Origin of the sequence: Nocardia sp. bgisy134, assembly GCF_965341865.1 — a bacterium.
GTDB lineage: Bacteria > Actinomycetota > Actinomycetes > Mycobacteriales > Mycobacteriaceae > Nocardia.
Window position 1 is genome coordinate 414,564 of the sequence record NZ_CBDQZP010000003.1, and the last position, 25,533, is coordinate 440,096.

1 protein-coding gene is annotated in these 25,533 nt (G+C 72.2%); it reads right to left on the bottom strand.

Annotated elements, in window-relative coordinates; genetic code table 11:
* Positions 1 to 24: 24 nt before the first annotated feature.
* Positions 25 to 25,530 (bottom strand): non-ribosomal peptide synthase/polyketide synthase, encoded by a 25,506-nt coding sequence (locus ACRWNM_RS08515; RefSeq protein ID WP_431965235.1) that lies wholly within the window; start codon positions 25,528 to 25,530, stop codon positions 25 to 27.
* Positions 25,531 to 25,533: the final 3 nt, after the last annotated feature.

The window sequence follows — 25,533 nt, forward strand, 5'->3', positions numbered from 1 at the left end:
TCACCTTTCGTCAGGCGGGTCGGTTCATGCGCGGTCGGTGTCCGCCCAGCCCGCGGCCAGCACGTGGCCGATGCGGGCGAGGGCCGATTCGGAGGTCATCCGCCAGTGGGTGGCCACGACGGCGTGGTTGTGCACGGTGCCGTCCACGGCCTCGGACCAGCTCGCGGCCCCGGTGGCGCCGGTCGGATCGTCCAGGGCGGCGGTGAAATACACCAGGTTGCCCTTGTAGCGGCGGGGCCGGTAGCGACGGAGCAGGTCGAGGGAGCGAGTTCCCGCGTCCAACAGCCGTGCGAGCCGTTCGGCGCCGAAGGAGGAGAACGGTTCCGGCAGTTCGGCGATGCGAGCGGCGAGTTCGGCGAGGCCGAGTCCGGTGTCCGCGTCGGCGGCTTGTTCACCGAGCAGCCCGCCGAGCAGGTCGGCCAGCGGCACGGTGGTGTCGGTCGCCGCGACCGTGCGCGGGCTGTCCATCATGGCCAGCGTCGCGACGTGCTGTCCCTGGTCCTGCAACTGGATCGCGACGGCGTGCGCGAGCACGCCGCCGAGCGACCAGCCGAGCAGGTGGTAGGGACCCTCCGGCTGCACGACGCGGATCTCCGCGACGTAGCGCCGCGCCGAGTCTTCGATCGAATCCGGCAGCGGCTCCGTCGAATTCAGCACCGGAGATTGCAGGCCGTAGAGCGCGCGCTCCGGGTCGACGTGCGCGGCGAGACCGGCGAACGACCAGGCCACGCCGCCGACCGGGTGCAGGCAGAACAGCGGCTCCTTGCCGCCGCCCGGCCGGAGCGGGAGCAGCACGTCGAAGGCCGCCGCCGCGTCCACCCGCCCGCGTCCCGACCTGGTCAGCTCGAGCTGGGCGACCAGCCCGGCCGGCGTCGGCGCGGAGAACAACCACACGACCGGGACCGGTTCGCCGAGTTCCGCGCTCAGCCGGGTGGCCAAGCGGGTGGCGAGCAGCGAGTTGCCGCCGCGTTCGAAGAAGTTGTCGTCCAAGCCGACCCGCTGCGCGTCCAGCACCTCGGCGAAGACGGCGCACACCACGCGGTCCAGTTCGGTCGCCGGAGCGCGAAACTCGCGCACGGACAGTGCGGGTCGCGGCAGCGAGACGCGATCCACCTTGCCGTTGGCGTTGAGCGGCAGCGCGTCCAGCCGAACCAGCGCGGCGGGCACCATGTAGCTCGGCAGCGCCTCGCCCAGCGCGGCGCGCAGCGCATCGATGTCGAGCGGCGTCGATCCCGTGAAATAGCCGACCAGCATGGCGTTCTCGTCATCCGCGCGGTACGCGACGACGATGGCGTCCGCCACACCGGGCCTGGCGCGCAGCGCGTGTTCGATCTCGGCCAGTTCGATGCGATAGCCGCGCACCTTCACTTGGAAGTCGCGCCGTTCCACGTAGTGGAGGTTGCCGTCGGAGCCCCAACGGACCATGTCACCGGTGCGGTAGAGCCTGCCGCCCGGCGCGCCGAACGGATTGGCCACGAAGCGTTCCGCGCTCGACTCCGGCCTGCCGTGGTATCCGCGGGCCAGCTGCGCGCCGCCCAGGTACAGCTCGCCGGTGACGCCCGCGGGCACCGGGTGCATCCGGTCGTCGAGGACGTACACCTGGGTGCCCGCCTCCGGAGTGCCGATCGGCACCGTGCCGGTCGGCATCGCCCTCACGGTGCCGGTTGCCACCGTCGCCGCAGCGTTGAGTGGCACCGGGACCGCCGTGCCGGTCGGCAAAGTCGTCCCGGCGTCTGTCGACTCGAGCACCGCAGCGCCGGTCGGCTCGAACGTCGCTGTGCCGATCGGCACCGTCCCCGCACCGGCCGCCCCTGCGCCGATCGGCACCCCTGACGGCGCACCGACGGTCGCCCGGTACCGGGTCACCGAGACGGCCGCCTCCGTCGGCCCGTACAGATTGTCGACGCGCGCGTCGGTGAGCGCGCCGACCCGCGCGACGGTCGCGGCGGGCAGCGCCTCACCGATCACCAGCAGCCTGCGCAGTGAACGAGGCAGCCTGCGCCTGCCCGACACCTCGGCCAGCATGGCTAGCAGCGAGGGCACGAGTGTGACCGTGGTGACCGACGCCCGCCGGACCAGGTCGAGCACGCCTTCCGGGTCGCGCTGCGCGCCGATGGGTGCGAGCACGACCCGCGCACCGGTGCGCAGCGCCCACCAGAATTCCCACACCGACAGGTCGAACGCGGCCGAGGTCATCAGCAGCGTTGCGTCGTCGGCGCCGAGCCCGTATTCCGACTGCATCCAGTCCAGCTGGTGCGCGACCGCGCGATGCGGGACGGCAACGCCCTTGGGGACGCCGGTCGAGCCCGAGGTGAAGATGACGTACGCGGTGTTGTCCGGCGACAGCGCCCGCACCCGTTCGGCGTCCCGTACCGGCGCGGCATCGACGTTCGCCGGGACCGTCGTGATGTCGAACAGCACCTCGTGATCGGAGACCTCGGCGGGCAGCATCGGCCTGTTTCCCGAGGTGAGCACAAGTTCCGGGTTCGCCGCCGCCAGCACGCCGGTGGTCCGGTCGAGCGGGTGCGCCGGGTCGAGCGGCACGTACGCGCCGCCCGCCGTCACCACCGCGTACATCGCGACCAGCAGGTCGACGCTGCGCGGAATGGCCAGCGCCACCGGCGATTCCGGTGCGATGCCGCGTCCGATCAGCACCCGGGCCAGCCGGTTCACTCGCGCGGCGAATTCGGCGTAGGTCACGGTGCGTGCGTCATCCACGACGGCGACCGCGTCGGGCGTGCGCACCACCTGCGACTCGAACGCGGTGACCAGCGTGTCCGGCGCGAATTCCCGATCGGCGGCGTTCCAGGCGACGAGCATGCGTTCGGCCTCGGCGCCGTCCAGCAGCGGCAGGTCACCGACGGGCAGCCGCGGCGTGGTGCACACGGCCGCGAGCAGCCGTTGCAGCCGCCGCGCGAAACCCGCGACGGTCGCCTCGTCGAACAGCACCGTGGCGTAGGTGATCGTCGCCGCGAGACCCGCGGGCGCGCCGTGCGCGTCGTAGCGGTCGGTGACCACCAGGTGCAGGTCGAACTGGGAGACCTCGGAGTCGAAGTCGACGGCGGTGGCGGTCAGGCCGTCGAGTGTGAAATCGGCCTCGATCTGGTTGTGGAAAGAGAAGCCGACCTGGAACAGCGGGTGCCGCGCGGTGGATCGTTCGGGGTTGAGCACCTCGACCAACCGCTCGAAGGGGACGTCGGCGTGCGCGAACGCCGCGAGGTCGGCGGCCCGCACCCGGTCCAGCAGTGCGGTGAACTCCTCGCTCGCGTCCACCCGGGTGCGCAGCACGAGGGTGTTGACGAACATGCCGACCACGTCGTCCAGTTCGGCCGTGCCCCGGCCTGCCACGGGCGTGCCGACGGCGATGTCGCCGGTGCCGGACAGCCGCGCGAGCAGCGCCGCGAAGGCGGCGTGGACCACCATGAACAGCGTCGCCCCGCCGGCGCGCCCCACTTCGACCAGCGCCGCATGGGATTCGGCGTCGACCGTGAAATCGACATGCCTGCCCCTGGTGGACACGACCGCGGGCCGCGGCCGGTCCGTGGGCAACGGCAGTTGCGCGGGCAGCTCGTCGAGCGTTTCGGTCCAGAACCGGAGTTGGCGCGCCACCACGGATTCTGGATCGTCCTCGGAGCCGAGCAGTGCGCGCTGCCAGAGGCTGTAGTCGGCGTACTGCACCGGCAGCGGCGCCCAACCGGGCGCGCGACCGTGTTTGCGTGCGGCGTAGGCCAGCATCACGTCCCTGGCCAAGGGCGCCAGGGAGGAGCCGTCGGCGGCGATATGGTGTACCACCACCACGAGCACGTGTTCCGTTGCCGCGGAATCGGTCTCGCCGCCGTCCTCGGCGACGGGGCGGAAGAGCCTGGCGCGCAGCGGAACCGCGTCCATCACGTCGAACCCCGCGCCGACGAAATCCGCGACGGCGACGGGTAGGTCGTCGATCGGGACATCGATCGGGGTGAGCACCGGCGTGCCCGCCGCGTCGACCGGCAACACCACCTGCACCGGCCCGGTCGTCCGCTGCGGGTAGACGGTACGAAGCACCTCGTGCCTGGCCACCACGTCGGCGACGGCGGCATCGAGCGCGCCGACATCGAGCGTTCCACTCAGCCGCACCGCGAGCGGAATGTTGTAGGCGGTGGACTGGCGGTCGAGGCGGTTCAGGAACCACATGCGCTGCTGCGCCAGCGACAGCGGCACCGGCTCGTCGCCTGTGCGCGCGATCAGCGCGGGCCGTGCCTCCGACGCGTCGGCGCCGCCCAACTCGTCCGCCAGCGCGGCCACGGTCGAGTGCTCGAACACGGTGCGCACGCCCACGGTGACGCCGAACGCGGCGCCGAGTCGGGCGGCGAGCTGGGTTGCGGTGAGCGAGTTTCCGCCGAGGACGAAGAAGTCGTCGTCCAAGCCGACGCGGCCGTTGTCATCGAGACCGAGGACCCCGGCGACGGTCTCGGCCACCGCCCGTTCCGCCGCCGTACGCGGTGCGCGGAACGTGGCGGCCCGGAATTCGGGCTCCGGCAGCGCCTTTCGATCCAGCTTCCCGACCGGCGTCAACGGAAGCTCGTCGAGCGCCATGATGGCGGCGGGCACCATGTAAGCGGCCAGCGACCGTCCCGCGAAGGCGGTGAGTTCCGTCGCGTCGACGGTGCGGCCCGGCGCGGCCACCACATAGGAGACCAGCGCGACCACGCCGTTGGCATCGGTATGCCCCACGGTCACCACGTACGCCACGGATTCGTGCGCGGCGAGCACGGCGTCGATCTCGCCGAGTTCGATGCGCAGGCCGCGCACCTTCACCTGGTGGTCGGTGCGGCCGAGGTGCTGGAGCGCACCGGACGCTGTCCAGCGCGCCAGGTCACCGGTGCGGTAGATCCGTCCGCCCGCGGGACCGTAGGGGTCCGCGACGAACCGATCCGCCGAAAGTCCCGGCCGCGCATGGTATCCGCGGGCCAGGCCGGGACCGCGCAGGTACAGTTCGCCCGCGACGCCGACCGGGACCGGGCGCAGGCGGTCGTCGAGCACCAGCGCGGACATGCCGTGGATCGGCGTGCCCATGTCGAACGATTCGCCGGGGTGCATCCGCGCGCTGATGGTGGTGATGATCGTGGTCTCGGTCGGCCCGTAGGTGTTGTACATCTCGCGTCCGACGCTCCAGCGCCGCACCACATCCGGCCCGTACGACTCACCGCCGACGGTCAGCCGCTCCAGCTCGGGCAGCTGTGCCGGATCGAGGGTTTGCAGGACCGCGGGCGTGAGGAACGCGTGGGTCACCCGATGATCGCGGATGAACGCGGTCAGCTCGGCCCCGCCGTAGACCCCCGCCGGCGCCACGACCAAGGTCGCGCCCGCCGCGAGCGCGAACAACAGCTCCAGCATCGAGGCGTCGAAGCTCGGCGAGGACACGTGCAGCACCCGCGACTCGGCCGTCACCGAATACCGATCCCGTTGCGCGCGCGCCACTCCCGCGATGCCCGCGTGCGTGGCGAGCACGCCCTTCGGCACGCCGGTCGAGCCCGAGGTGTAGATCATCCATGCCGCGTGGTCGGTGCGCACCGGACGCACCAGCTCGTCCGGGCCGAGCGGGGCCGCGCTGGTGTGCCGCATCCGCGCCACTGTGGCCGGCGCGTCGAGCACCAGCCACTCGACGGCGCCGGGCTGCGCGGTGTGCGCGTCGCCGATCGTGAGGCCGATGACCGCGCCCGAGTCGGTGAGCATGTGGGCGATCCGGTCGGCCGGATAGGTCGGGTCCACCGGGACGAAGGCCGCGCCGGTCTTGGCCACCGACCACACCGCGAGCAGCGATTCGGCCGAGCGCGGAACGGCGATCGCGACGATGTCCTCCGCGCCGATGCCGTGCCCGGCGAGCATCCTGGCCAGGCGAGAGGACTGCTCGTCCAGCGCGCGGTAGGTCAGCTCCCGATCACCGCAGCGCACGGCGATGCCGTCCGGGTTCATGGCGACCGCCGCCGCCATCGTCTCGGCCAAGGTCCGCGGCGGTACGGCCGCGCCGCCGCGCCGGGCGAGCAGTTCGGCGCGCTCGGCGGGTGCGAGCAGATCCACCGCGCCGATCGGGCGTCCCGGCTCGGCGGTCAGCGCGCCGAGGACGCGGCCGAAGCGGCGCAGCAGCCCGGCGGCGGTGCCGTGGTCGAACAGATCGGTCGCGTAGTTGAGCTCGACGGCGAGATATCCGTCGGCGTCCCGGTCCGCGGCGACGGTGAACTGGAGGTCGAAACGCGCTACGGGCTCGTCGAATTCGACGCCGGAGAGCTCTAGTCCCGGCACCGCGAAGGCGTCGTCGCCGGTGTTCAGGTAGCTCATGGCGACGGTGAACAGCGGATGCCGCGCCTGCGTGGTGGCCGCGCCGAGCTCGTCGACGACCCGCTCGAACGGCACGGTGGCGTGCGCGAACGCCGCCAAGTCGGCGGACCGCGTCGCGGCGAGCAGATCGGTGAACGACTGCTCGGCGCGCGGGCGGGTGCGCAGCACCAGCGTGTTCACGAACATGCCGACCAGGTCGTCCAGCGCCGCCGCGCCGCGACCGGCAACGGGCGTGCCGATCGCGATGTCGTCGGAACCGGAGAGCCTGGCGAGCAGCACGGAGAGCGCCGTGTGCACCACCATGAACGGCGTCGCGTGGTGCTCGCGGGCGAGGTCGCGCACCCGCGCGCCCACGCCCCCGCCGATCCGGGCGCGCACATTCCCGCCGCGCTTGCTGGCTACCGGCGGACGCGGGCGGTCGGTGGGCAGCGCCAGGTCTTCCGGCAGGTCGCGCAGCGTCTCGCGCCAGAACGAAAGCTCCTCGGCGGCCGCGTTTTCCACTGCGGCGGCCTGCCACAGTGCGTAGTCCGCGTACTGCGCGGCCAGCTCCGGCCACGTCGGCGCTGTGCCGAGCACCCGAGACAGATAGGCGGAGAGCAGATCTCGCAACATCGGTCGCATCGAGTACCCGTCGGCGGCGATGTGGTGCAACACCGCGACGAGCACCCGGCTGGCCGGGCTCTCGCGCAGCAGCACCGCCCGCACGGGGACCTCGGTGGTGACATCGAAACCCGCGGTGAGGAATTCGGCGATCCGGTCCTCGATAGGAGCGGCATCGAGGGGTTCGACGGCCAGCCGCACAGGCGCGGCGGCCGCGGGCAGGATCACCTGGTGCGCCGTGCCGTCGGCGGCCGCCGGGTAGACCGTGCGCAGCGCCTCGTGCCGCGCCACCACATCGGCGAACGCCGCCGCGAGCGCCACTTCGTCCAGTTCGCCGCGGATCCGCAGCGCGACCGGGATGTTGTGCGCGGCGGACGACGGGTCGAGGCGGTTGAGGAACCACATGCCGCGCTGCACGGGCGCCAGCGGAACCGACTCCGGCCGCGGACCGGCGACCAGCGGAACGACGGAATCACCAGCGGCCGAGACGATCCCGTCCGCCAGCGCGCGAACAGTCGGCGCCGCGAACAGCAGGCGTACCGGCACCCGTCTGCCGAGCCGTTCACCGAGCCGGGCCAGCACCCTGGTAGCGCTGAGCGAGTTGCCGCCGAGATCGAAGAAGCTGTCGTCGGCACCCACCGGCCCGCGGTCGAGCACGGCCTCGAAAGCGGCGGCCACCAGGCGCTCGGCCGGGCTGACCGGGGCCGTGTAGGCCACCCGGTCGAACACCGGCTCCGGCAGCGCGGTGCGCTCGAGCTTGCCCGAGGCGTTGAGCGGGAACGCGTCGAGCACCACGAAGGCCGAAGGCAGCATGTAGGACGGCAGCGCCGCCCGTGCCGCCGCGCGCAGCGCGCCTTGGAGTTCGCGCGCGGCCGATGCGCTCTCCGGCGTTGGCACCACATAGCCGACCAAGTGATCGCCGACCACCAGCGCCGCGGCCTGGGACACGCCCGCGACCGCGGCGAGCACCGCCTCGATCTCCCCGAGCTCGATGCGCTGGCCGCGGAACTTCACTTGGAAATCGGTGCGCCCCAGGTACACCAGCTCGGCGGTGTCGCCGGTCTCCCAGCGCACCAGATCGCCGGTGCGGTACATGCGGTCGCCGGGAGCGCCGAACGGGTTGGCCACGAACCGATCCGAGGTCAGGTCCGGTCGGCCGTGATAGCCGCGGGCGAGTTGTGTGCCCGCCAGGTACAACTCCCCCGCCACTCCCGGCAGCGTCGGCCGCAGCCGCGAATCCAGCACGTACACCCTGCTGTTCCACTCCGGGTTGCCGATCGGCATCACGGTGCGCTCGGTCTCGCCCGTCACGTCGCGGTAGGTGATACTCACCGCGGCTTCGGTGGGGCCGTACAGGTTGTGCAGCCGGGCGGCGCTCACCGTGCCGAACGCGCGGACGGTCTCGGCGGGCAGCGCCTCCCCGATCACGAAGACCGTGCGCAGCGCGTCGAGGGCGGCGCGCTGCCCGGCGCCGTGCACGTGTCCGGCGAAAACGCTGAGCATCGAGGGCACGAAGTCGGTGACGGTGACGCCGTAACGGCCCATCACCTCGGTGAGGTAACCGGGATCGCGGTGTCCGTCCGGGCTCGCGAGCACGAGCGTCGCGCCGACGCGCAGCGGCAGGAAGTAGCCCCACAGCGAGACGTCGAAGGTGGTCGCGGTCTTCTGCAGGTACACGTCGTCGGCGCGCACTCGGTATTCCGACTGCATCCAGGTCATCTGGTTGACGATCGCCGCGTGGGACACGCTGACGCCCTTGGGCTTTCCGGTCGAGCCCGACGTGAAGATCACATACGCCGGGTTCGCCGGGTGGATGGGCGCGCCGCGCTCCTCGGTCGCGATCGGGTCGTCGGCATAGCCGTCGAGCACGACGGTGTCCACGCACACCGTGTGTCCGGTGTAGCCGAGTTCGGCGCGGTCGCGCTCGGTGGTGAGCAGAGCGGCGGGGCGCGCGGTGTCGAGGATATGGACGATGCGCTGGGCGGGGTGATCGGGATCGATCGGCACGTAGGCGCCACCCGCCTTGAGCACCGCGTACATGGCGATCACGAGGTCGATGGAGCGTCGGATGGCCAGGGCCACCAGCGATTCCGGTCCCACGCCCGCCTCGATCAGGTGGCGCGCCAGCTGGTTGGCGCGCTGATCGAGTTCGCCATAGGTGAGCACCGAGGCGGGCGCGCCGTCGTCGGGGACGTACACCAGCGCCGGATCGTTCGGGGTGGCCGCGGCCTGCGCCTCGAACTCGTCGAGCAGCATCTCCGCCACGAACGCGGTGTGCGCGGAGTCGTTCCACTCGGTGACCACCCGGTGCAGTTCGCCCGCGCCGAACAGGTCGATGTCGCCCACCGGCAGGCTCGGGTCCGCGATCACCGCGGCCAGCAGCCGCCGGAAGCGCTCGCCCAAGGTGCGGATGGTCGCCGCGTCGAACAGGTCGGTGGCGTAACTGAACCGCACCGCGTCGTCGGAGACCGTCAGTTGCAGATCGAAACGTGTTGTCTCGTAGTCGAACTCGTATTCGGCCACGGTGACCCCCGGCAGCCGCACCGCGACGGGGGCCAGGTTCTGGAAGAACAGCGCGACCTGGAACAGCGGGTGGCGCGCCTGCGAGCGCGGCGGGTCGAGCACCTCGACCAGCCGCTCGAAGGGCACCTCGGCGTGGGCGAACGCGTCCAGATCGCCCTCGCGCACCCGCCGCAGCACGGCGGCGAAGGGGTCCGCGCCCGGCACCGCGGTGCGCAGCACCAGGGTGTTGACGAACATGCCGACCAGGTCGTCGAGCCTGCGTTCGCCGCGCCCGGCGATCGGCGCGCCGATGGCGATGTCCGCGGTGCCGGAGAGCCGGGCGAGCAGCACCGCGAGCGCGGCGTGCACCACCATGAACGGCGTCGCGTCGTGCCGCGCGGCCAAGGTCGCGATGCCCGAGCGCAGCGCCGGGTCGAGCAGCAGAGTGACGCTCGCGGCGGCGTGCGAGGCGACGGCGGGGCGCGGCCGGTCGGCGGGCAGGTCGAGCTGCGCGGGCAGACCGCGCAGCGCCTGCCGCCAGTACGCCAGCTGACGGGCGGCGATCGCGTCCGGATCGTCCTCTGCGCCGAGGATTTCGTGCTTCCACAGCGCGTAGTCGGCGTACTGCGCGGGCAGCGGCGCCCAGTCCGGCGCGGCGCCGGTGACGCGCGCGGCGTACGCGGCGGCGAGATCGCGGGCCAGCGGTCCCATCGAGAAGCCGTCGGCGGCGATGTGGTGCACGACGAGGGCGAGCAGATGCTCGTGCTCCGCGAGCCTGGCCAGCCCGATGCGCAGCGGAACCTCGGCGGTCACGTCGAACGGGGTGGCGACGAATTCGGCGAGCGCGGCGGCCGGGTCGGTCGCGTCCAACTCGGTGATCGCGGGCACCGCGGCGTCCAGGATCAGCTGGTGGCCGGTGCCGTCGCGGTCCGGGTAGACGGTGCGGAGAGTTTCGTGCCTGTCGACGACGTCGGCGATCGCGGCGGTCAGCGCCGCGGTGTCCAGCTCGCCCGCGAAGCGGAGGGCGACCGGGATGTTGTTGACGGTCTCGTCGGGATCGAACCGGTTCAGGAACCACATCCGCTGCTGCGCGGGCGAGAGCGGAATCATCTCCGGGCGCGGGCCGACGGTGAGGATGGGACGGCGGGCGGCGCCCGCACTCTCCGCGCGCTCGGCCAGGGCCGCGACCGTCGGCGCGTCGAACAGCATCCGCACCGGGATGTCGGCGCCGAGCTCGGCGCCGAGCCGCGCGGCCACCTGGGTGGCGATCAGCGAATTGCCGCCCAGTGCGAAGAAGTCGTCGTCGGCGCCGACCTGTTCGACGCCCAGCAGCTCACCGAACAGGGCCGCGACAGTGCGCTCCGCGTCGGTCTCCGGCACGCGGAAGACCGCCGCCGCGACCACGGGTGCGGGCAGTGCCGCGCGGTCCAGCTTGCCCGAGGAGTTGAGCGGGAATTCATCGAGCACCACGAAGGCCGACGGCACCATGTAGCCGGGAAGTTCGGCGGCCAGCCGCGCGCGCACGGCGTCGATGTCGATCGGTCCGCCCGCGGCGGTCAGGTAGGCCACCAGCTGATCGCCGTGGCCTGCGCCGCGCACGACGACGACGGCCTGGCCGACCGCGTCCAAGCCCGTGAGCGCGGCCTCGATCTCGCCGAGCTCGATCCGCAGACCGCGCAGCTTCACCTGGAAATCGGTGCGGCCCAAATACTCCAGTTCACCGTTGGCGTTCCACACCACCAGATCGCCGGTGCGGTACATGCGGTCGCCGGGAGCGCCGAACGGGTCGGCCACGAACCGATCCGAGGTCAGGTCAGGTCGCGCCAGGTAGCCGAGCGCCAGCTGCCCGCCCGCCAGGTACAGCTCACCCGGCACGCCGACCGGCACCGGCCGCAGCCGGGCGTCGAGCACGAGCAGCCGGGTGTTGAACACCGGCCTGCCGATCGGCACCGAGCCGGTGTCCGCGTCGGTGACCTCGTGATAGGTCACGTCCACCGCGGCCTCGGTCGGGCCGTAGAGATTGTGCACCCGCGCGCCCAGGACGCGTCGCGCCCGCTGCGCGACGGGCGCGGGCAGCGCCTCGCCGGACGCGAAGACCCGGCGCAGCGCGGCGCAGTCGCGGGCCAGCGGCTCGTTGAGGAACACCGCGAGCAGCGAAGGCACGAAATGCACCGTGGTGATGCGTTCCGCCGCGATGAGCCTGGCCAGGTAGGCCGGATCGCGATGCCCGTCGTGCCGCGCGACGACCAAGCGCGCACCGATCTGCAAGGGCCAGAAGAACTCCCACACCGACACGTCGAAGGTGGCCGGCGTCTTCTGGAGCACCGCGTCGTCGGCGCGCAGCCCGTAGCGGTCCTGCATCCACACCAGCCGGTTGACGATGGCGGCGTGCGAGACGGCGACGCCTTTGGGGCGACCGGTGGAGCCGGAGGTGAAGATGACGTACGCGGGGTGGCCGGGGACGAGCGCGCCGAGCCGGTCGGCGTCGGTCAGCGGTCCGTCTGCGAAGCCGGACAGCTCGAGGCGATCGATCCGAACCTGCGGCGCCGCGGCGACTTCCAGATCCATCCCCGAGGTCAGCACGCATACCGGACGCGCCGTGGTCAGCACGTATTCGGTGCGATCGACCGGATGATCGGGATCGAGCGGCACGTACGCGCCGCCCGCCGCCGCCACCGCGTACATCGCCGTGACCAGATCGAGCGAGCGCCGCATACCCAGCGCCACACAGGAACCCGGACCGACACCCTGCGTCACCAACCAGCGCGCCAAACGGTGCACGTGAGTGGCGAACTCGCCGTACGAGTGGGCCGGACCCGTCCCCTCGAAGGCGACCGCTATCGCCTCGGGTGTGCGCGCGACCTGCGCTTCGAACAGCGAGACCAGGGTGTGCGGGCTCGTGGCGACCGGGTGCGCGGTGTCGTTCCATCGCTGAAGCACGAGCGCCCGTTCGGCGGGGTCGAGCAGTTCGATATCGCCGACCCGGATCGCCGGGTCGGCCACCACGGTCTCCAGGATCCGGGTGAATCGCGCCCCGAAGGATTGCACCGTGGCGCGGTCGAACAGGTCGGTCGCGTAGCGCAGCAGCGCGCGCAGCGCCGTGCCCGCCCCCTGCCGGTGTTCGACCAGTTCGAGCGCCAGGTCGAACTGAGCGACGCGGTTGTCCAGCGGGTAGGCCGACACCTCCAGCCCGGGCAGCTCGAGCACCGTGTCGTCGCGGTGCTCGAGGGTGAGCAGGGTCTGCACGATCGGCGAATGCGACTGCGAGCGCACCGGGTTCAGCTCGTCGACGAGACGCTCGAACGGCAGATCGGCGTGCGCGAAGGCGCGCACGTCGGCCTCACGGACCGCGCGGAGCAGATCGGCGAAGGTCGCGCCCGCGCGCACCGGGGTGCGCAGCACGAGGGTGTTGACGAACATGCCGACGAGCTCGTCGAGCGCCTGTTCGGCGCGTCCGGCGACGGGTGTGCCGATCGCCAGGTCTTCGGTCCTGGCGAGGCGGCCGAGCAAGGTGGCGTAGGCGGCGTGCAGCACCATGAACGACGAAACACCGTGTCGCCTTGCCAGTTCCGCAATGGCCGCGGTCAGTTCCGCGGACACCGTGAACTCCACGGCCGCACCGCGCCCGCTGGCGAGCGGCGGGCGCGGGCGATCGGCGGGCAGCTCCAGCACCGGCGCGAGGCCGGCCAGTTCGGCACGCCAGTGTGCGATCTGCCTGGCCAGCACCGATTCCGGGTCCGAGGCCGCCCCGAGCGTCTCGCGCTGCCAGAGCGTGAAGTCGGCGTATTGCACCGGCAGCGGACGCCACAGCGGTGATTCGCCCGCCGCGCGGGCGGTGTAGGCCACCATCAGATCGCGGGCCAGCGGTGCGGTGGACACGCCGTCGGCGGCGATGTGGTGCACCACCACGGCGAGCACATGGTCTTCGGAGGCGGTACGGAACAGCCTGGCGCGCACCGGGATCTGGTTGCGCAAGTCGAACGGCTCGGCCGCGAACGCGGCGACGGACTCCGGCAGTTCGACCTCGGTGACCACGCTCGGGTCCAGGTCCAGCGCGGGCACTTCCGCGAGGGAGCGCACCGACTGGAACGGGCCGTCGCCGTCGGAGGGGAACACCGTACGCAACGACTCGTGCCGCGCGACCACGTCGTTCAGCGCGGCGGCCAGCGCGGCGGTGTCCAACGCGCCGGTCAGCCGGATGGTGATCGGGATGTGGTAGACCGCCGATTCCGGATCGAGGCGATGCAACAGCCACATCCGGGTCTGCGCCAGCGACAGCGGAATTCGCTCCGGGCGCGGACCGGCGGCCAGCGCGGGCCGCGCGATCACGTCGTCCAGTTCGGCCGAAAGGCGCACGCGCACGGCGAGTTCGGCCACCGTCGGCGCTTCGAAGACCTCGCGCACCGTGAGCGCGCAGCCGAGCGCCGCGTTGGCTCGCGCCACCAGGCGCATGGCCAGCAGCGAATTCCCGCCGCGCGTGAAGAAGTCGTCGTCCGCGCCGATCCGCGCCGATCCGCCGAGCAGGTCGGTGACCAGCGCCGCGAGCACCGATTCCGCACCCTCCCTCGGCGCGCGGTATGCCGCTGCGCCGCCGCTGAATTCGACCTTCGGCAGGGCCGAGCGATCCAGCTTGCCGACCGTGGTCAGCGGCATATCGTCCAGCGCCACCAGGTGTGCGGGCACCATGTAGCCGGGCAGCCGGTCGCGCACCACGTCCAGGACCGCTTCGGCATCGATCTCCCCGCTGACGTAGCCGACCAGGCATTCGTACCCGGTGCTGTCCTCGGCCACCACGACCGCCGCGTTGGTCACGCCCGGCACCCCGGCCAGCGCCGACTCGATCTCGCCGAGCTCGATCCGCTGGCCGCGCAGTTTGATCTGGAAATCGTTGCGGCCCAGATAGATCAGGTCGCCCGCGCGGTTCCAGCGGACCAGATCGCCGGTGCGGTACATCACCGCGCCCGGCACGCCGAACGGGTCGGCGACGAACCGTTCCGCGGTCAGCCCGGAGCGGCCCTGGTAGCCGCGGGCCAGCTGATCGCCCGCGAGGTAGAGCTCGCCGGGCACGCCGACGGGCACCGGGCGCAGCCGCGCGTCGAGCACATAGACGCGGGTGTTCCAGCAGGGTCGCCCGATCGCCACCTCGCGGCCGGAAGTCACTTCGGCGTCGGTGAATTCGTGATACACCGCTGAGATCGCGGCCTCGGTCGGGCCGTAGGCGTTGTGCACCGCGCCGTCGAAGCTGCCGCGAATCGCGGCGAGCAGATCGGGCGTGAGCGCCTCGCCGCCGCAGTGCAGATGCCGGAACGAGCGCAGCGCGTCGCCCATGCCCTCGCCGATGAGCGCGGCGAGCACCGAGGGCACGTATTCGGCGATGGTGATCCCGTGTTCGCGCAGCAGCCCGGCGAAGTAGGCCAGATCGAGGTGTCCGCCGGGCCGGGCGATCACCAGCGGCGCGCCGACCGCGACGGGCAGGAAGCATTCCCACACCGAGACGTCGAAGGTCAGCGGCGCGCGCTGCAGGATGCGGTCGGCCGCCGTGACCTCGTACCGGTGCTCGAGCCAGCGCAGCTGGTTCATGATGGCGCGGTGGGTGACCGCGACGCCCTTGGGCCGTCCGGTCGAGCCCGACGTGAACAGCACGTACGCGAGGTTGTCCCGGCGCAGCGCGGCGCGGCGCTCGGCATCGGCGACCGGCTCGGCGGAGTACCCGGAGAGGTCCAGGTCGGCGGGGCGAAGCACGCGCACATGCGGCATCGCAGGCAGTTCGGCGCCGCCGACGACCAAGACAAGTGCGGGGTGGGCGCTTTCGATCACCTGGGCGAGCCGGTCGGCCGGATGTGTGGGGTCGAGCGGAAGGTACGCGCCCCCGGCGCGCACGATCGCGAACATCGCCACGAGCATGTCCAGCGAACGCAGCGCGGCGAGCCCGACGACGATGTCCGGGCCGACGCCCTCGGCGATCAGGAGCCGCGCCAGCCGGTTCACCCGGTCGGCCAGCGCAGCGTAGGTAAGCGACTCGTTCTCGTAGGTCACCGCGCGACCGTCCGGATCGGCGGCGGCGCGGGCGGTCAGCAGGTCGTCGAGTGTCTCGGCGGGCAGCGAACGCGCGGTCGCGTTCCGGTCGGCCAGCAGCATGCCGCGCTCGGCGACCGACATCAGCTCGACGTCGCCGACCGCGGTCCTGGTGTCGCGTGCCATGGCGCGCAGCACCCGCTCGAATCCGGCGAGTAAATCGGTGACCGTGTGCTCGTCGAACAGGTCGAGCGCGTAGTGCAGGTGCACGTCGATGCCGTCGGGCTCGCCGTCCGCGTCGTAGCGGTCGGTCAGGGTCCAGTCCAGGTCGAGCTGGATCGGGGCGGGCCCGATGTCGAGCGCGCCGATGGCGAGCCGCTGGAGACGGAAGTCGGGCTTCGTCTGGTTCTGGAGCGTCAACGCCACCTGGTAGAGCGGCGAATGCGCCTGCGAGCGTACTGGATTCAGTGCATCGACGAGCTGCTCGAACGGCACCGCGGCGTGCTCGAACGCGGCCAGGTCGGCGGTCCTGACCACCGTGAGCAAGTCGGCGAGGGTGGCGTCGGCGCGCACCTCGGTGCGCAGCACGAGGGTGTTGACGAACATGCCGACGAGCTCGTCCAGCGCCTCGTCGCCACGCCCGGCCACCGGTGCGCCGACGACGACGTCGCCGGAGGCGGCCAGCCTGCTCAGCAGCGCGGCCAGCGCGGCGTGCAGCACCATGAACGGGGTGACCCGGTGTGCCGCGGCGAGCTCCTGGATATCGCGGTGCATGGCGGCGTCGAGTCGTCCGGTGACGGCGCCGCCGCGGTTCGAGGCGACCGCAGGGCGCGGACGATCCGAAGGCAGCGCCAGCACCTCGGGCAGGCCCGCCAGGCGGTGCGTCCAGTAGCGCAACTGGCCGGCCAGCACCGAGTCCGGGTCGTCCGCGCGGCCCAGCGCCGCGCGCTGCCAGAGCGCGAAATCGGCGTACTGAACGGGCAGCGGACGCCAAGCGGGCGCGGACCCCGCGCAGCGCGCGACGTAGGCGGCGGCCAGATCGCGGGTCAGCGGCGCGAAGGACCAGCCGTCGGCCGCGATGTGGTGCACCACGAACAGCAGCACGTGCACCGGCTGGGCGCCGCCGTCCTCGACGTGCAGCAGCCGAACCCGCAGCGGCACTTCGGACGTCACGTCGAAGCCGGTTTCGGCCGCCGCCGCGATCAGCGGGGGCAGTTCGGCGGCGCGCACCGGGCGCGGTGTCACATCGACCAGCCGGGTGCCAGGGGGCAACACCACCTGGGTCGCCGCGCCGTCGTGTTCCGGATAGATGGTGCGCAGCGTCTCGTGCCTGGCGATCACGTCGGCGACGGCCGCGGCGAGGGCGGCCACGTTCAGCGCGCCCGTCAGCCGCAGCGCGAACGGGATGTTGTAACCGCCGCTCGCGCTGTCGAATCGGTTCAGGAACCACATGCGCTGCTGCGCGATCGAGAGTGGAATGGTCTCGCCGCGCTCCCCTGCGCGCAGCGGCGGCAGCGTCACGGGCGCGGCCGGGCCGTCGAACCGCACGTGCCTGGCCAGCTCGCGCACGGTGGGCGCGTCGAACACGGCGCGCACGGGCACCTGCGTTCCGGTGGCCCTGGACAACCGCGCGGCGAGCTGCGTCGCGACGAGCGAGTTGCCGCCGAACGCGAAGAAGTCGTCGTCCGCGCCGACCCGATCGGCGCCGAGCAGCGCGCGAAAGGTATCGGCGACAAGGGTTTCCGCGGTGCCTTCGGCCGCGCGGAATGCCACGGTGCGCCGCGCGGGTGCGGGCAGGGCCCCGCGGTCCAGCTTGCCGGAAGCGTTCACCGGGAAGGCGTCGAGCACCACGAACTCGGCGGGCACCATGTACGCCGGTAGTCGGCGGGCGGCCTCCGCGCGCACCAGGTCGAGGTCGAGCGCGGTCTCCGACCTCAGGTAGGCGACCAGCTGGTCGCCGGTGCCGTGATCATCGCGGACCAGCACCGCGGCCTGCGCCACCCCGGGCGCCGCGAGCAGCGCCGTCTCGATCTCGCCGAGTTCGATGCGCAGGCCGCGCACCTTCACCTGGAAGTCGGTGCGGCCGAGGAACCGCACCTCCCCCGCCGCCGTCCACCGCACCAGGTCGCCGGTGCGGTACATCCGTGCGCCCGGCGCGCCGAAGGGGTCGGCCAGGAAGCGATCTCCGGTCAGGTCGGCCCGGCCCAGATAGCCGCGGGCCAGCTGCGCACCGGCCAGATACAACTCGCCCGGCACGCCGACCGGGACCGGACGCAGACGCGCGTCGAGGACGTACATCCGCGTGTTCCACACGGGTCCGCCCATCGGCAGCGCACCGGTGTCCGCGTCGGTCACCTCGTGCGCCGACACCTCGACCGCCGTCTCGGTGGGCCCGTACATGTTGTGCACCCGCGCCGAGGTGAGCGCGCGCATCCGCTGCGCGGTGGCGGCGGGCAGTGCCTCGCCGGAGCAGAAGACGTGCCGCAGGGTGGGGACGTCCGGCTCCTCGGCGACGAACGCCGCCAGCATGGACGGCACGAAATGCGCCGCGGTGACGCCCTCGCGGCGGATCAGCTCGGCGAGGTAGGCCGGGTCGCGGTGTCCGTCGGGGCGGGCGAGCACGAGCCGCGCGCCGACCTGGAGCGGCCAGAAGAACTCCGGCACCGACACGTCGAAGGCGACGGGCGTCTTCTGGAGCAGCACGTCGTCCGGGTCCAGCGCGACGTACGCCGACTGCATCCAGCGCAACCGGTTCACGATCGCGCCGTGACCGACCGCGACGCCCTTGGGCCTGCCCGTCGAGCCGGAGGTGAAGATGACGTACGCGGTGTTCGCGGCGCGCAGCGTGCCGCGGCGTTCGGCGTCGGTGATCGGTGCGTCGGAGTATCCGGACAGGTCGAGCCGGTCGATGCGGATCTGCGCCGCGGCGAGGTCCAGATCGGCGCCGGAGGTCAGCACCGCCACCGGAATCGCCGTGGCGAGAATGTGTTCCGTGCGTTCGGCGGGATGGTCGGGGTCCAGCGGCACGTAGCCGCCGCCCGCGGCCGTGATCGCGTACATGCCGACAACCAGATCGATGGAGCGCCGCATGCCGAGCGCCACCAGCGAATCCGGGCCGACGCCCTGCGCGATCAACCAGCGCGCCAGCCGGTTGACCCGCGCGGCGAGTTCGGCGTAGGTGAGCGTCGCGCCGTCGAAGGTGAGCGCGGGGCGATCCGGGGTGCGCGCCGCCTGCACGGCGAACAATGAAGCGAGCGTGGCGGATTCGTCCACAGGGTGCACGGTGTCGTTGAAGCGATCCAACACGAGCGCCCGTTCGTCGGCGTCGAGCAGGTCGATCTCGCCGACGCGCGCCGCCGGGTCGGCGGCCACCGCGCCGAGCATCCGCCGCAGTCCGGTGACGAACGCGTCCACCGTCGCGGCGTCGAACAGATCGGTGGCGTAGCGCAGGCTGCCGGACAGCCCGGCGTCCGCGGCGAGTTCGCCGAGCACCAGGTGCAGGTCGAATTTCGCGCCGTCGTCGGGGATGTCGATCGGCTCGACGGTCAGCCAGGGGACCTCGACGGCCGACGGCGTCTGCCCGGCCGCGCCGAAGCTCAGCAGCACCTGGAACAGCGGGTGCGCGCCGGTGCCGCGATCGACCTCCATGGCGTCGACCAGCTGCTCGAACGGCAGCTCCGCGTTGGCGAACGCGGCCAGGTCGGTATCGCGCACCTCGGCGAGGAAGACCTCGAACGGTACGTCCCAGCCGACCCGGGTGCGCAGCGCGAGGGTGTTGACGAACATGCCGATCATGGCGTCGAGATCGCGCTCGCCGCGCCCGCCGATCGGCGTGCCGACGACGATGTCGTCCGCGCCGCCCCACCGCGCCAGCGTGGCGGCGAAGGCGGCGTGCAGCGCCATGAACAGCGTGGCACCGGAGCGGGCGGCCAGTGCCCGCAGCCCGGCGGCGACCTCGCCGTCGATCGCGAAATCGACGGCCGCGCCACGCCGGCTGGGCCGCGCCGGACGCGGCCGGTCGGTCGGCAGCGGCAGCTCGGCGGGCAGTCCGCCGAGGGCGTCGCGCCAGAACCGCAGCTGCTGGTGCGCCAGATCGCCGGGCCGTTCCGCCGCCCCGAGTAGCTCACGCTGCCACAGACTGTAATCGGCGTACTGGACGGGCAATTCGGGCCAATCGGGCTGTTTGCCGATCAGCCTGGCCCGGTAGGCGCGGATCAGGTCGGTGACGAGCGGCGTCATCGAGAGCGCGTCGGCGGCGATGTGGTGGACGACGAACACCAGCGCGTATTCGTCGGCGGGCACGCCGCGCCCGTCGTCGACGTGGTCGACGGCAAGCAGCGCGACCCGCGCGGGCAGCTCGGCGGTGACGTCGAAACCGCCGCCCGCGATCGCCGCGATGGTGTCGGCGAGCTCGGCGCGCTCGACCTCGACGGGGTGCAAGCTCAGACCGATGTCGTCCGCGTCCAGGATCGACTGGTAGGGACTGTCCTCGGTCTCCGGATAGATGGTCCGCAGCGATTCGTGCCTGGCGAGCACGTCGAGCACGGCCCGCTCCACCGCGCGCACGTCGAGCCTGCCGGTCAGGCGAAGCACGACGGGCAGGTTGTAGACGCCGGGTGCATCGTCCTGGCTTTCCAGGCGATTGAGGAACCACAACCGCTGCTGCGCGGGCGAGAGCGGAATGCGCTCCGGCCGGTCCCGGCGAGTCAAGGGCAGCCGCGTGCGGCCCTCGGTCGCCAGCTCGGCCACCGCGGCGGCGAAGCCCTCGACCGTGGATGCCTCGAAGAGGGCGCGCACCGGGATGCGCGCGCCGACCGCCTCGCCCGCGCGGGCGGTGACCTGGGTGGCGTCCAGCGAGCTGCCGCCGAGCGCGAAGAAGTCGTCGTCCAGCCCGGCCCGCTCGACCCTGAGCACCTCGGCGAAGACGGCGCCGACCAGCCGCTGCGCCGCGTCGACCGGAGCGCGAAAACCCTTGGCCTGCAACACCGGAATCGGCAGGGCCGCACGGTCGAGCTTGCCGCTGGTGTTACGCGGGAATTCGGTCAGCTGCACGAGCGCGGTCGGCACCATGTACGCGGGCAGCACCCGGCCGAGACCGGCCTTCAGCGCGTCCAGGTCCAGTTCCGCGCCGGAGTCTTGCCGCGCCGGGGCCGCGATGACATAGCCCGCCAGATAGTCGCCGGTCTCGGCGGTGATCAGCCGCACAGCCGCCTGGCCGACCTCGGGCGCGGCGAGCAGCGCGGTCTCGATCTCGGCGAGTTCGATGCGCTGACCGCGGAACTTCACCTGGAAATCGACGCGGCCGAGGTAGACCAGTTCGCCGTCCTGACTCCAGCGCACCAGGTCGCCGGTGCGGTACAGGCGCGCGCCGGGCGCGCCGAAGGGGTTGGCCACGAAGCGATCCGAGGTCAGGTCGACCCGGCCGTGGTAGCCGCGGGCCAGCTGGTCCCCGGCCAGGTACAGCTCGCCCGGCACGCCGATCGGCACTGGACGCAGCCGCGAATCCAGCACGTAGACCTGCGAATTCCATTCCGGCTCACCGATCGGCACCTGCGGGGTGTCGTCGACGGTGACCTCGCGGTAGGTGATGGACACGGCCGCCTCGGTGGGGCCGTACAGGTTGTGCAGCCCGGCGTCGGAGACCGCGTGAAAGGCCGCGACGGTCTCCGGCGGCAGCGCCTCGCCGATGACGAACACATCGCGCAGCGAGGCCAGCTCGTCGGCCTCGGCGTGCGCGGCGAAGACCGCCAGCATGGACGGCACGAAGTCGGTGAGCGTGACGCCGTGGCGGGCAATGGTTTCCGCGATGTAGCGCGGATCGCGGTGGCCGTCCGGGGCGGCGAGCACCAGCGTCGCGCCCGCGCGCAGCGGCAGGAAGTAGCCCCACAGCGAGACGTCGAAGGTGGTCGCGGTCTTCTGGAGGTACGCATCGCCCGCGCGCACACGGTATTCGTCGTGCATCCAGGCCAGCTGATTGGCGATGGCGCGGTGGCTGATCGAGACGCCCTTGGGCCGACCGGTGGAACCGGAGGTGAAGAGGACGTACGCGGGATGCTCGGGGTGCAGCGCGGCGGTCCGCTGGCCGTCGGCGATCTTGGCCGCCGAGTAGCCGGCGAGGTCCAGCTCGTCGAGATGGTGCACGCGCACGGACGACGGCACCGTGCCGGGCGGCGTGAATCCGGCAGCGCGGGTGGTCAGGATGGTGTGCGGCGCGGCCGTGTCGATGATGTGACCGATGCGCTCGGCGGGGTGCGCCGGGTCCACCGGCACGTACGCGCCGCCCGCGCGCAGTACGGCGTACATCGCGACACCCAGCTCGACCGAACGCGGCATAGCCAGCACCACAAGCGATTCCGGCCCGACGCCGGTGTCGATCAGCATCCGCGCCAGCCGGTTGGCCCGTTCGGAGAGCTCGGTGTAGGTGAGCGCTGTGTCGTCGTCGGCGACGAGGGCGACCGCGCCGGGGGTGCGCCGGACCTGGTTGTCGAAACCCTCGTGCAGGAAGCGGTCGGCGACCCGGTGGCCGCTGGCGTTCCAGCTCGCGGTCACGTAGTCGAACTCACCCGCGTCGAGCAGTTCGATATCGCCGACGGGCGCGTCCGGCGTGCCGACGGCGGCGCGCAGCAGTCGAACGAACTTCGCGGCGAACTCCCGGACCGTCGCGGCGTCGAACAGGTCGGTGGCGTAGGTGAATTCGGCCCGGTATCCGCCCACCGCGGCGGCAGGCTCGGAAAGCGTCAGCTGGAGATCGAACTTGGCGAACCCGGATTCGAAGTCGACAAGCTGCGTGTCGAGTTCGGGCATGGCGAGCGGGACGGGCGCCATGTTCTGCATGAACAGCGCCACCTGGAACAGCGGGTGCCTGCCCTGCGAACGCGGCGGGTTCACCGCCTCGACCAACTGCTCGAACGGAATGTCGCCGTGGGCGAACGCACGCAGGTCGCGTTCGCGCGCGTGCCCGACGAGCTGCGCGAAGGTCGCGGCGGGCGCGACCTCGGTGCGCAACACAAGGGTGTTGACGAACATGCCGACCAGGTCGTCCAGCGCGGGCTCGCCGCGGCCCGCGACCGGGGTGCCGACAGCGATGTCGGAGGTGCCGGAGAGCCGGGCCAGCAGCGCGGCCAGCGCGGCGTGCAGCACCATGAACGGCGTCGCGCCGCAGCGCTCGGCGACCCGTCCGACGGCGGCGCGCAGGTCGGCGTCCAGTGCGAATTCGTGGGTGGTGCCGCGGTAGGACGCCACGGCCGGCCGCGGGCGGTCCGACGGAAGATCCAATTGCGCTGGGAGCTCCGCCAATTCGGTCCGCCAGAATCCCAGCTGACTCGCCGCCGCCGATTCCGGATCGTCCTCGTCGCCGAGCACGGCGCGCTGCCACAGCGCGTAGTCGGCGTACTGCACCGCGAGCGGCTGCCAGCCCGGCGCCGCGCCGGCCCGGCGCGCGGCGTGGGCGGTGACCAGGTCGCGCATCAGCGGTCCCATCGAGACGCCGTCGGCGGCGATGTGGTGCACCACGAGCACCAAGGTGTGGTCCCGCGCGCCGCTGCGCAGCAGGCGCACCCGCACCGGGATCTCCTCGGCGACGTCGAAGCCCTGGCTCGCGACGGCGCGCACCGCCTCGGCCAGCCGCTCCCCAGGAATCTCGGAGGGCGTCAGATCGAAGACGGCGTGCATCGGCCGCACCACCTGCACCGGGCCCGCCTCGGTCTGCGGGTAGACGGTACGCAGGATCTCGTGGCGCGCGACGAGATCGGTGATCGCGGCCGACAGCGCGGGCACGTCGAGCGCGCCGCGCAGGCGCAGCGCCACCGGAATGTTGTCCACCGCGGCATTCGCGCCCAGCCGGTTGAGGAACCACATGCGCCGCTGCGCGGGCGAGAGCGGAACGTGCTCCGGGCGCGGCCCCGCCACCAGCGCAGTTCGCGGGGCCCCCGCGCCGGACAGCGCGGCCACCGCAGCCACCGTCGGCCGGTCGAAGAAGTCCCTGACGTCGATCGCGACGCCGAGCGCCGCCGCGACCCTGGCGATCGCGCGCGCCGCCAGCAGCGAGTTGCCGCCGAGGGCGAAGAAGTCGTCGTCCGCGCCGACCCGCGGCGCGTCGAGCAGGTCGGCGAAGATCTCGGCGACGCGACGCTCGGCGCCGGTCGCGGGTTCGCGGTATTCGACCGCGGCGGCGCCGAAGTCGGGTTCGGGCAACGCCCGACGGTCCAGCTTGCCGTTCGCGTTGACCGGCATCTCGTCCAGCACCTGCACCAGCGAGGGCACCATGTACTCCGGCAGGTGCGCCCGCGCGGTGACGAGCACAGCTGCGGTGTCGACCGCGCCGCCACCGGCCGCCACCACGTAGCCGACGAGGTGATCGCCGCCCGCGTGCCGGTGCAGCGTGACCGCGGCTTGCGCCACCTGCTCGTCGCGCAGCAGCCCGGCCTCGACCTCGCCCAGTTCGATGCGCAACCCGCGCACCTTCACCTGGAAGTCGGTGCGGCCCAGGTATTCCAGTTCGGCAGGACCGCCGTCCACGCCGGACACCCAGCGGACCAGATCGCCGGTGCGGTACATCCGATCGCCCGGCGCGCCCTCGGGGTTCGCCACGAACCGATCCGCGGTGAGACCCGGACGGGCCACGTAGCCGCGGGCCAGCTGTACGCCGGACAGGTACAGCTCGCCGACCACACCCGCCGGAGCCGGACGCAGGTTCGCGTCGAGCACCAGCAGTTCGGTGTCGTCGGCGGCCGTGCCGATCGGCACGCTCGTGGTGTCGGCGGCGGTCACCTCGTGCGCGGTCACGTCGACCGCCGCCTCGGTCGGACCGTACAGGTTGTGCAGGGTCGCGCCGCTGACGTCGCGGAAGGCGGCCGCGGTGGCCGCGGGCAGCGCCTCGCCGGAGGCGAAGACCAGGCGCAGGGTGTCCGCGGCCGCTTCGATCTCCGGCTCGGCGACGAACACCGCGAGCATCGACGGCACGAAATGTGCCACGGTGACGCCGTAGTCGGCGATCGTGCGGGCCAGGTAGGCCGGATCGCGATGGCCGTCGGGCTCGGCGATCACCAGCCGCGCGCCGATCTGCAAGGGCCAGAAGAACTCCCACACCGACACGTCGAAGGTGAACGGCGTCTTCTGCAACACCACGTCGGCCTCCGACAGCCGGTACAGCCGCTGCCGCCAGCGCAGGTTGGCCAGGATCGAACGGTGCTCGACGGCAACGCCTTTCGGCCGACCCGTCGAGCCCGACGTGAAGATGACGTAGGCGGTGTTGTCCGCCGCGGGCAACAACGGCAGCTCCGTGTCCAGCGGTTGTCCCGCGGCGCCGGTGAGCTGTCCGGCGCTGCGGAGGGCGGCCTCGAATTCGTCGATGCGCAGCACCCGGCTGTCGGCGATCGACTCCGGCTGATCGGCGGTGGTGGTGAGCACCAGCGTCGGCGCCGCGGTCTGGAGCACGTAGGCGATGCGCTCGGCGGGATGCTCCGGATCGATCGGCACGTACCCGCCGCCCGCCTCGAGGATCGCGTACATGCCGACGAGCAGTTCGAACGAGCGCCGCACGGCCAGCCCCACCAGCGCGTCCGGCCCGACGCCCAGCTCCCGCAGGCGCCGAGCCAGGGCGGTGACGCGCGCGTCGAACTCGGCATAGGTGAGTGTGGCGTCGCCGAATACCAGTGCGACAGCCTCCGGGGTGCGCTTGACCTGCTCCTTGAATTCGCTGACCAGCGTCTCGACCGGGGTGAACGCGGTCGGCAGCACGTCGGCGGCGATCAGCAGCACGTCGTCGAGCAACCGGTCGAGCACCTCGCCGAGCGCGCCGTCACCGGATTCGAGCAACTCCGGAAGCCTGCCCGAGATCACCACCGAAACCAGGGCATCCGGGCTCAGTCCGCCGCCCATGGCCGCGCCGAGCGCCGCGGCCTCGGTGGCCAGCGCCGCGTAGCCGACCGCGGTGTCGCCGTGCCGCAGCGCGATGCGCTCGGGCGCCAGCTCGGCCACGATGTCGAGCAGGCCGGGTAGGTCCTCCACACCGTAGGCGCGGCGCAGCAGCGCATGCCGGGGTGGGTAGGTGCGGTTGCCGAGTCCGCTGGATGCGACCGATTCTGCGTGAGACATCAG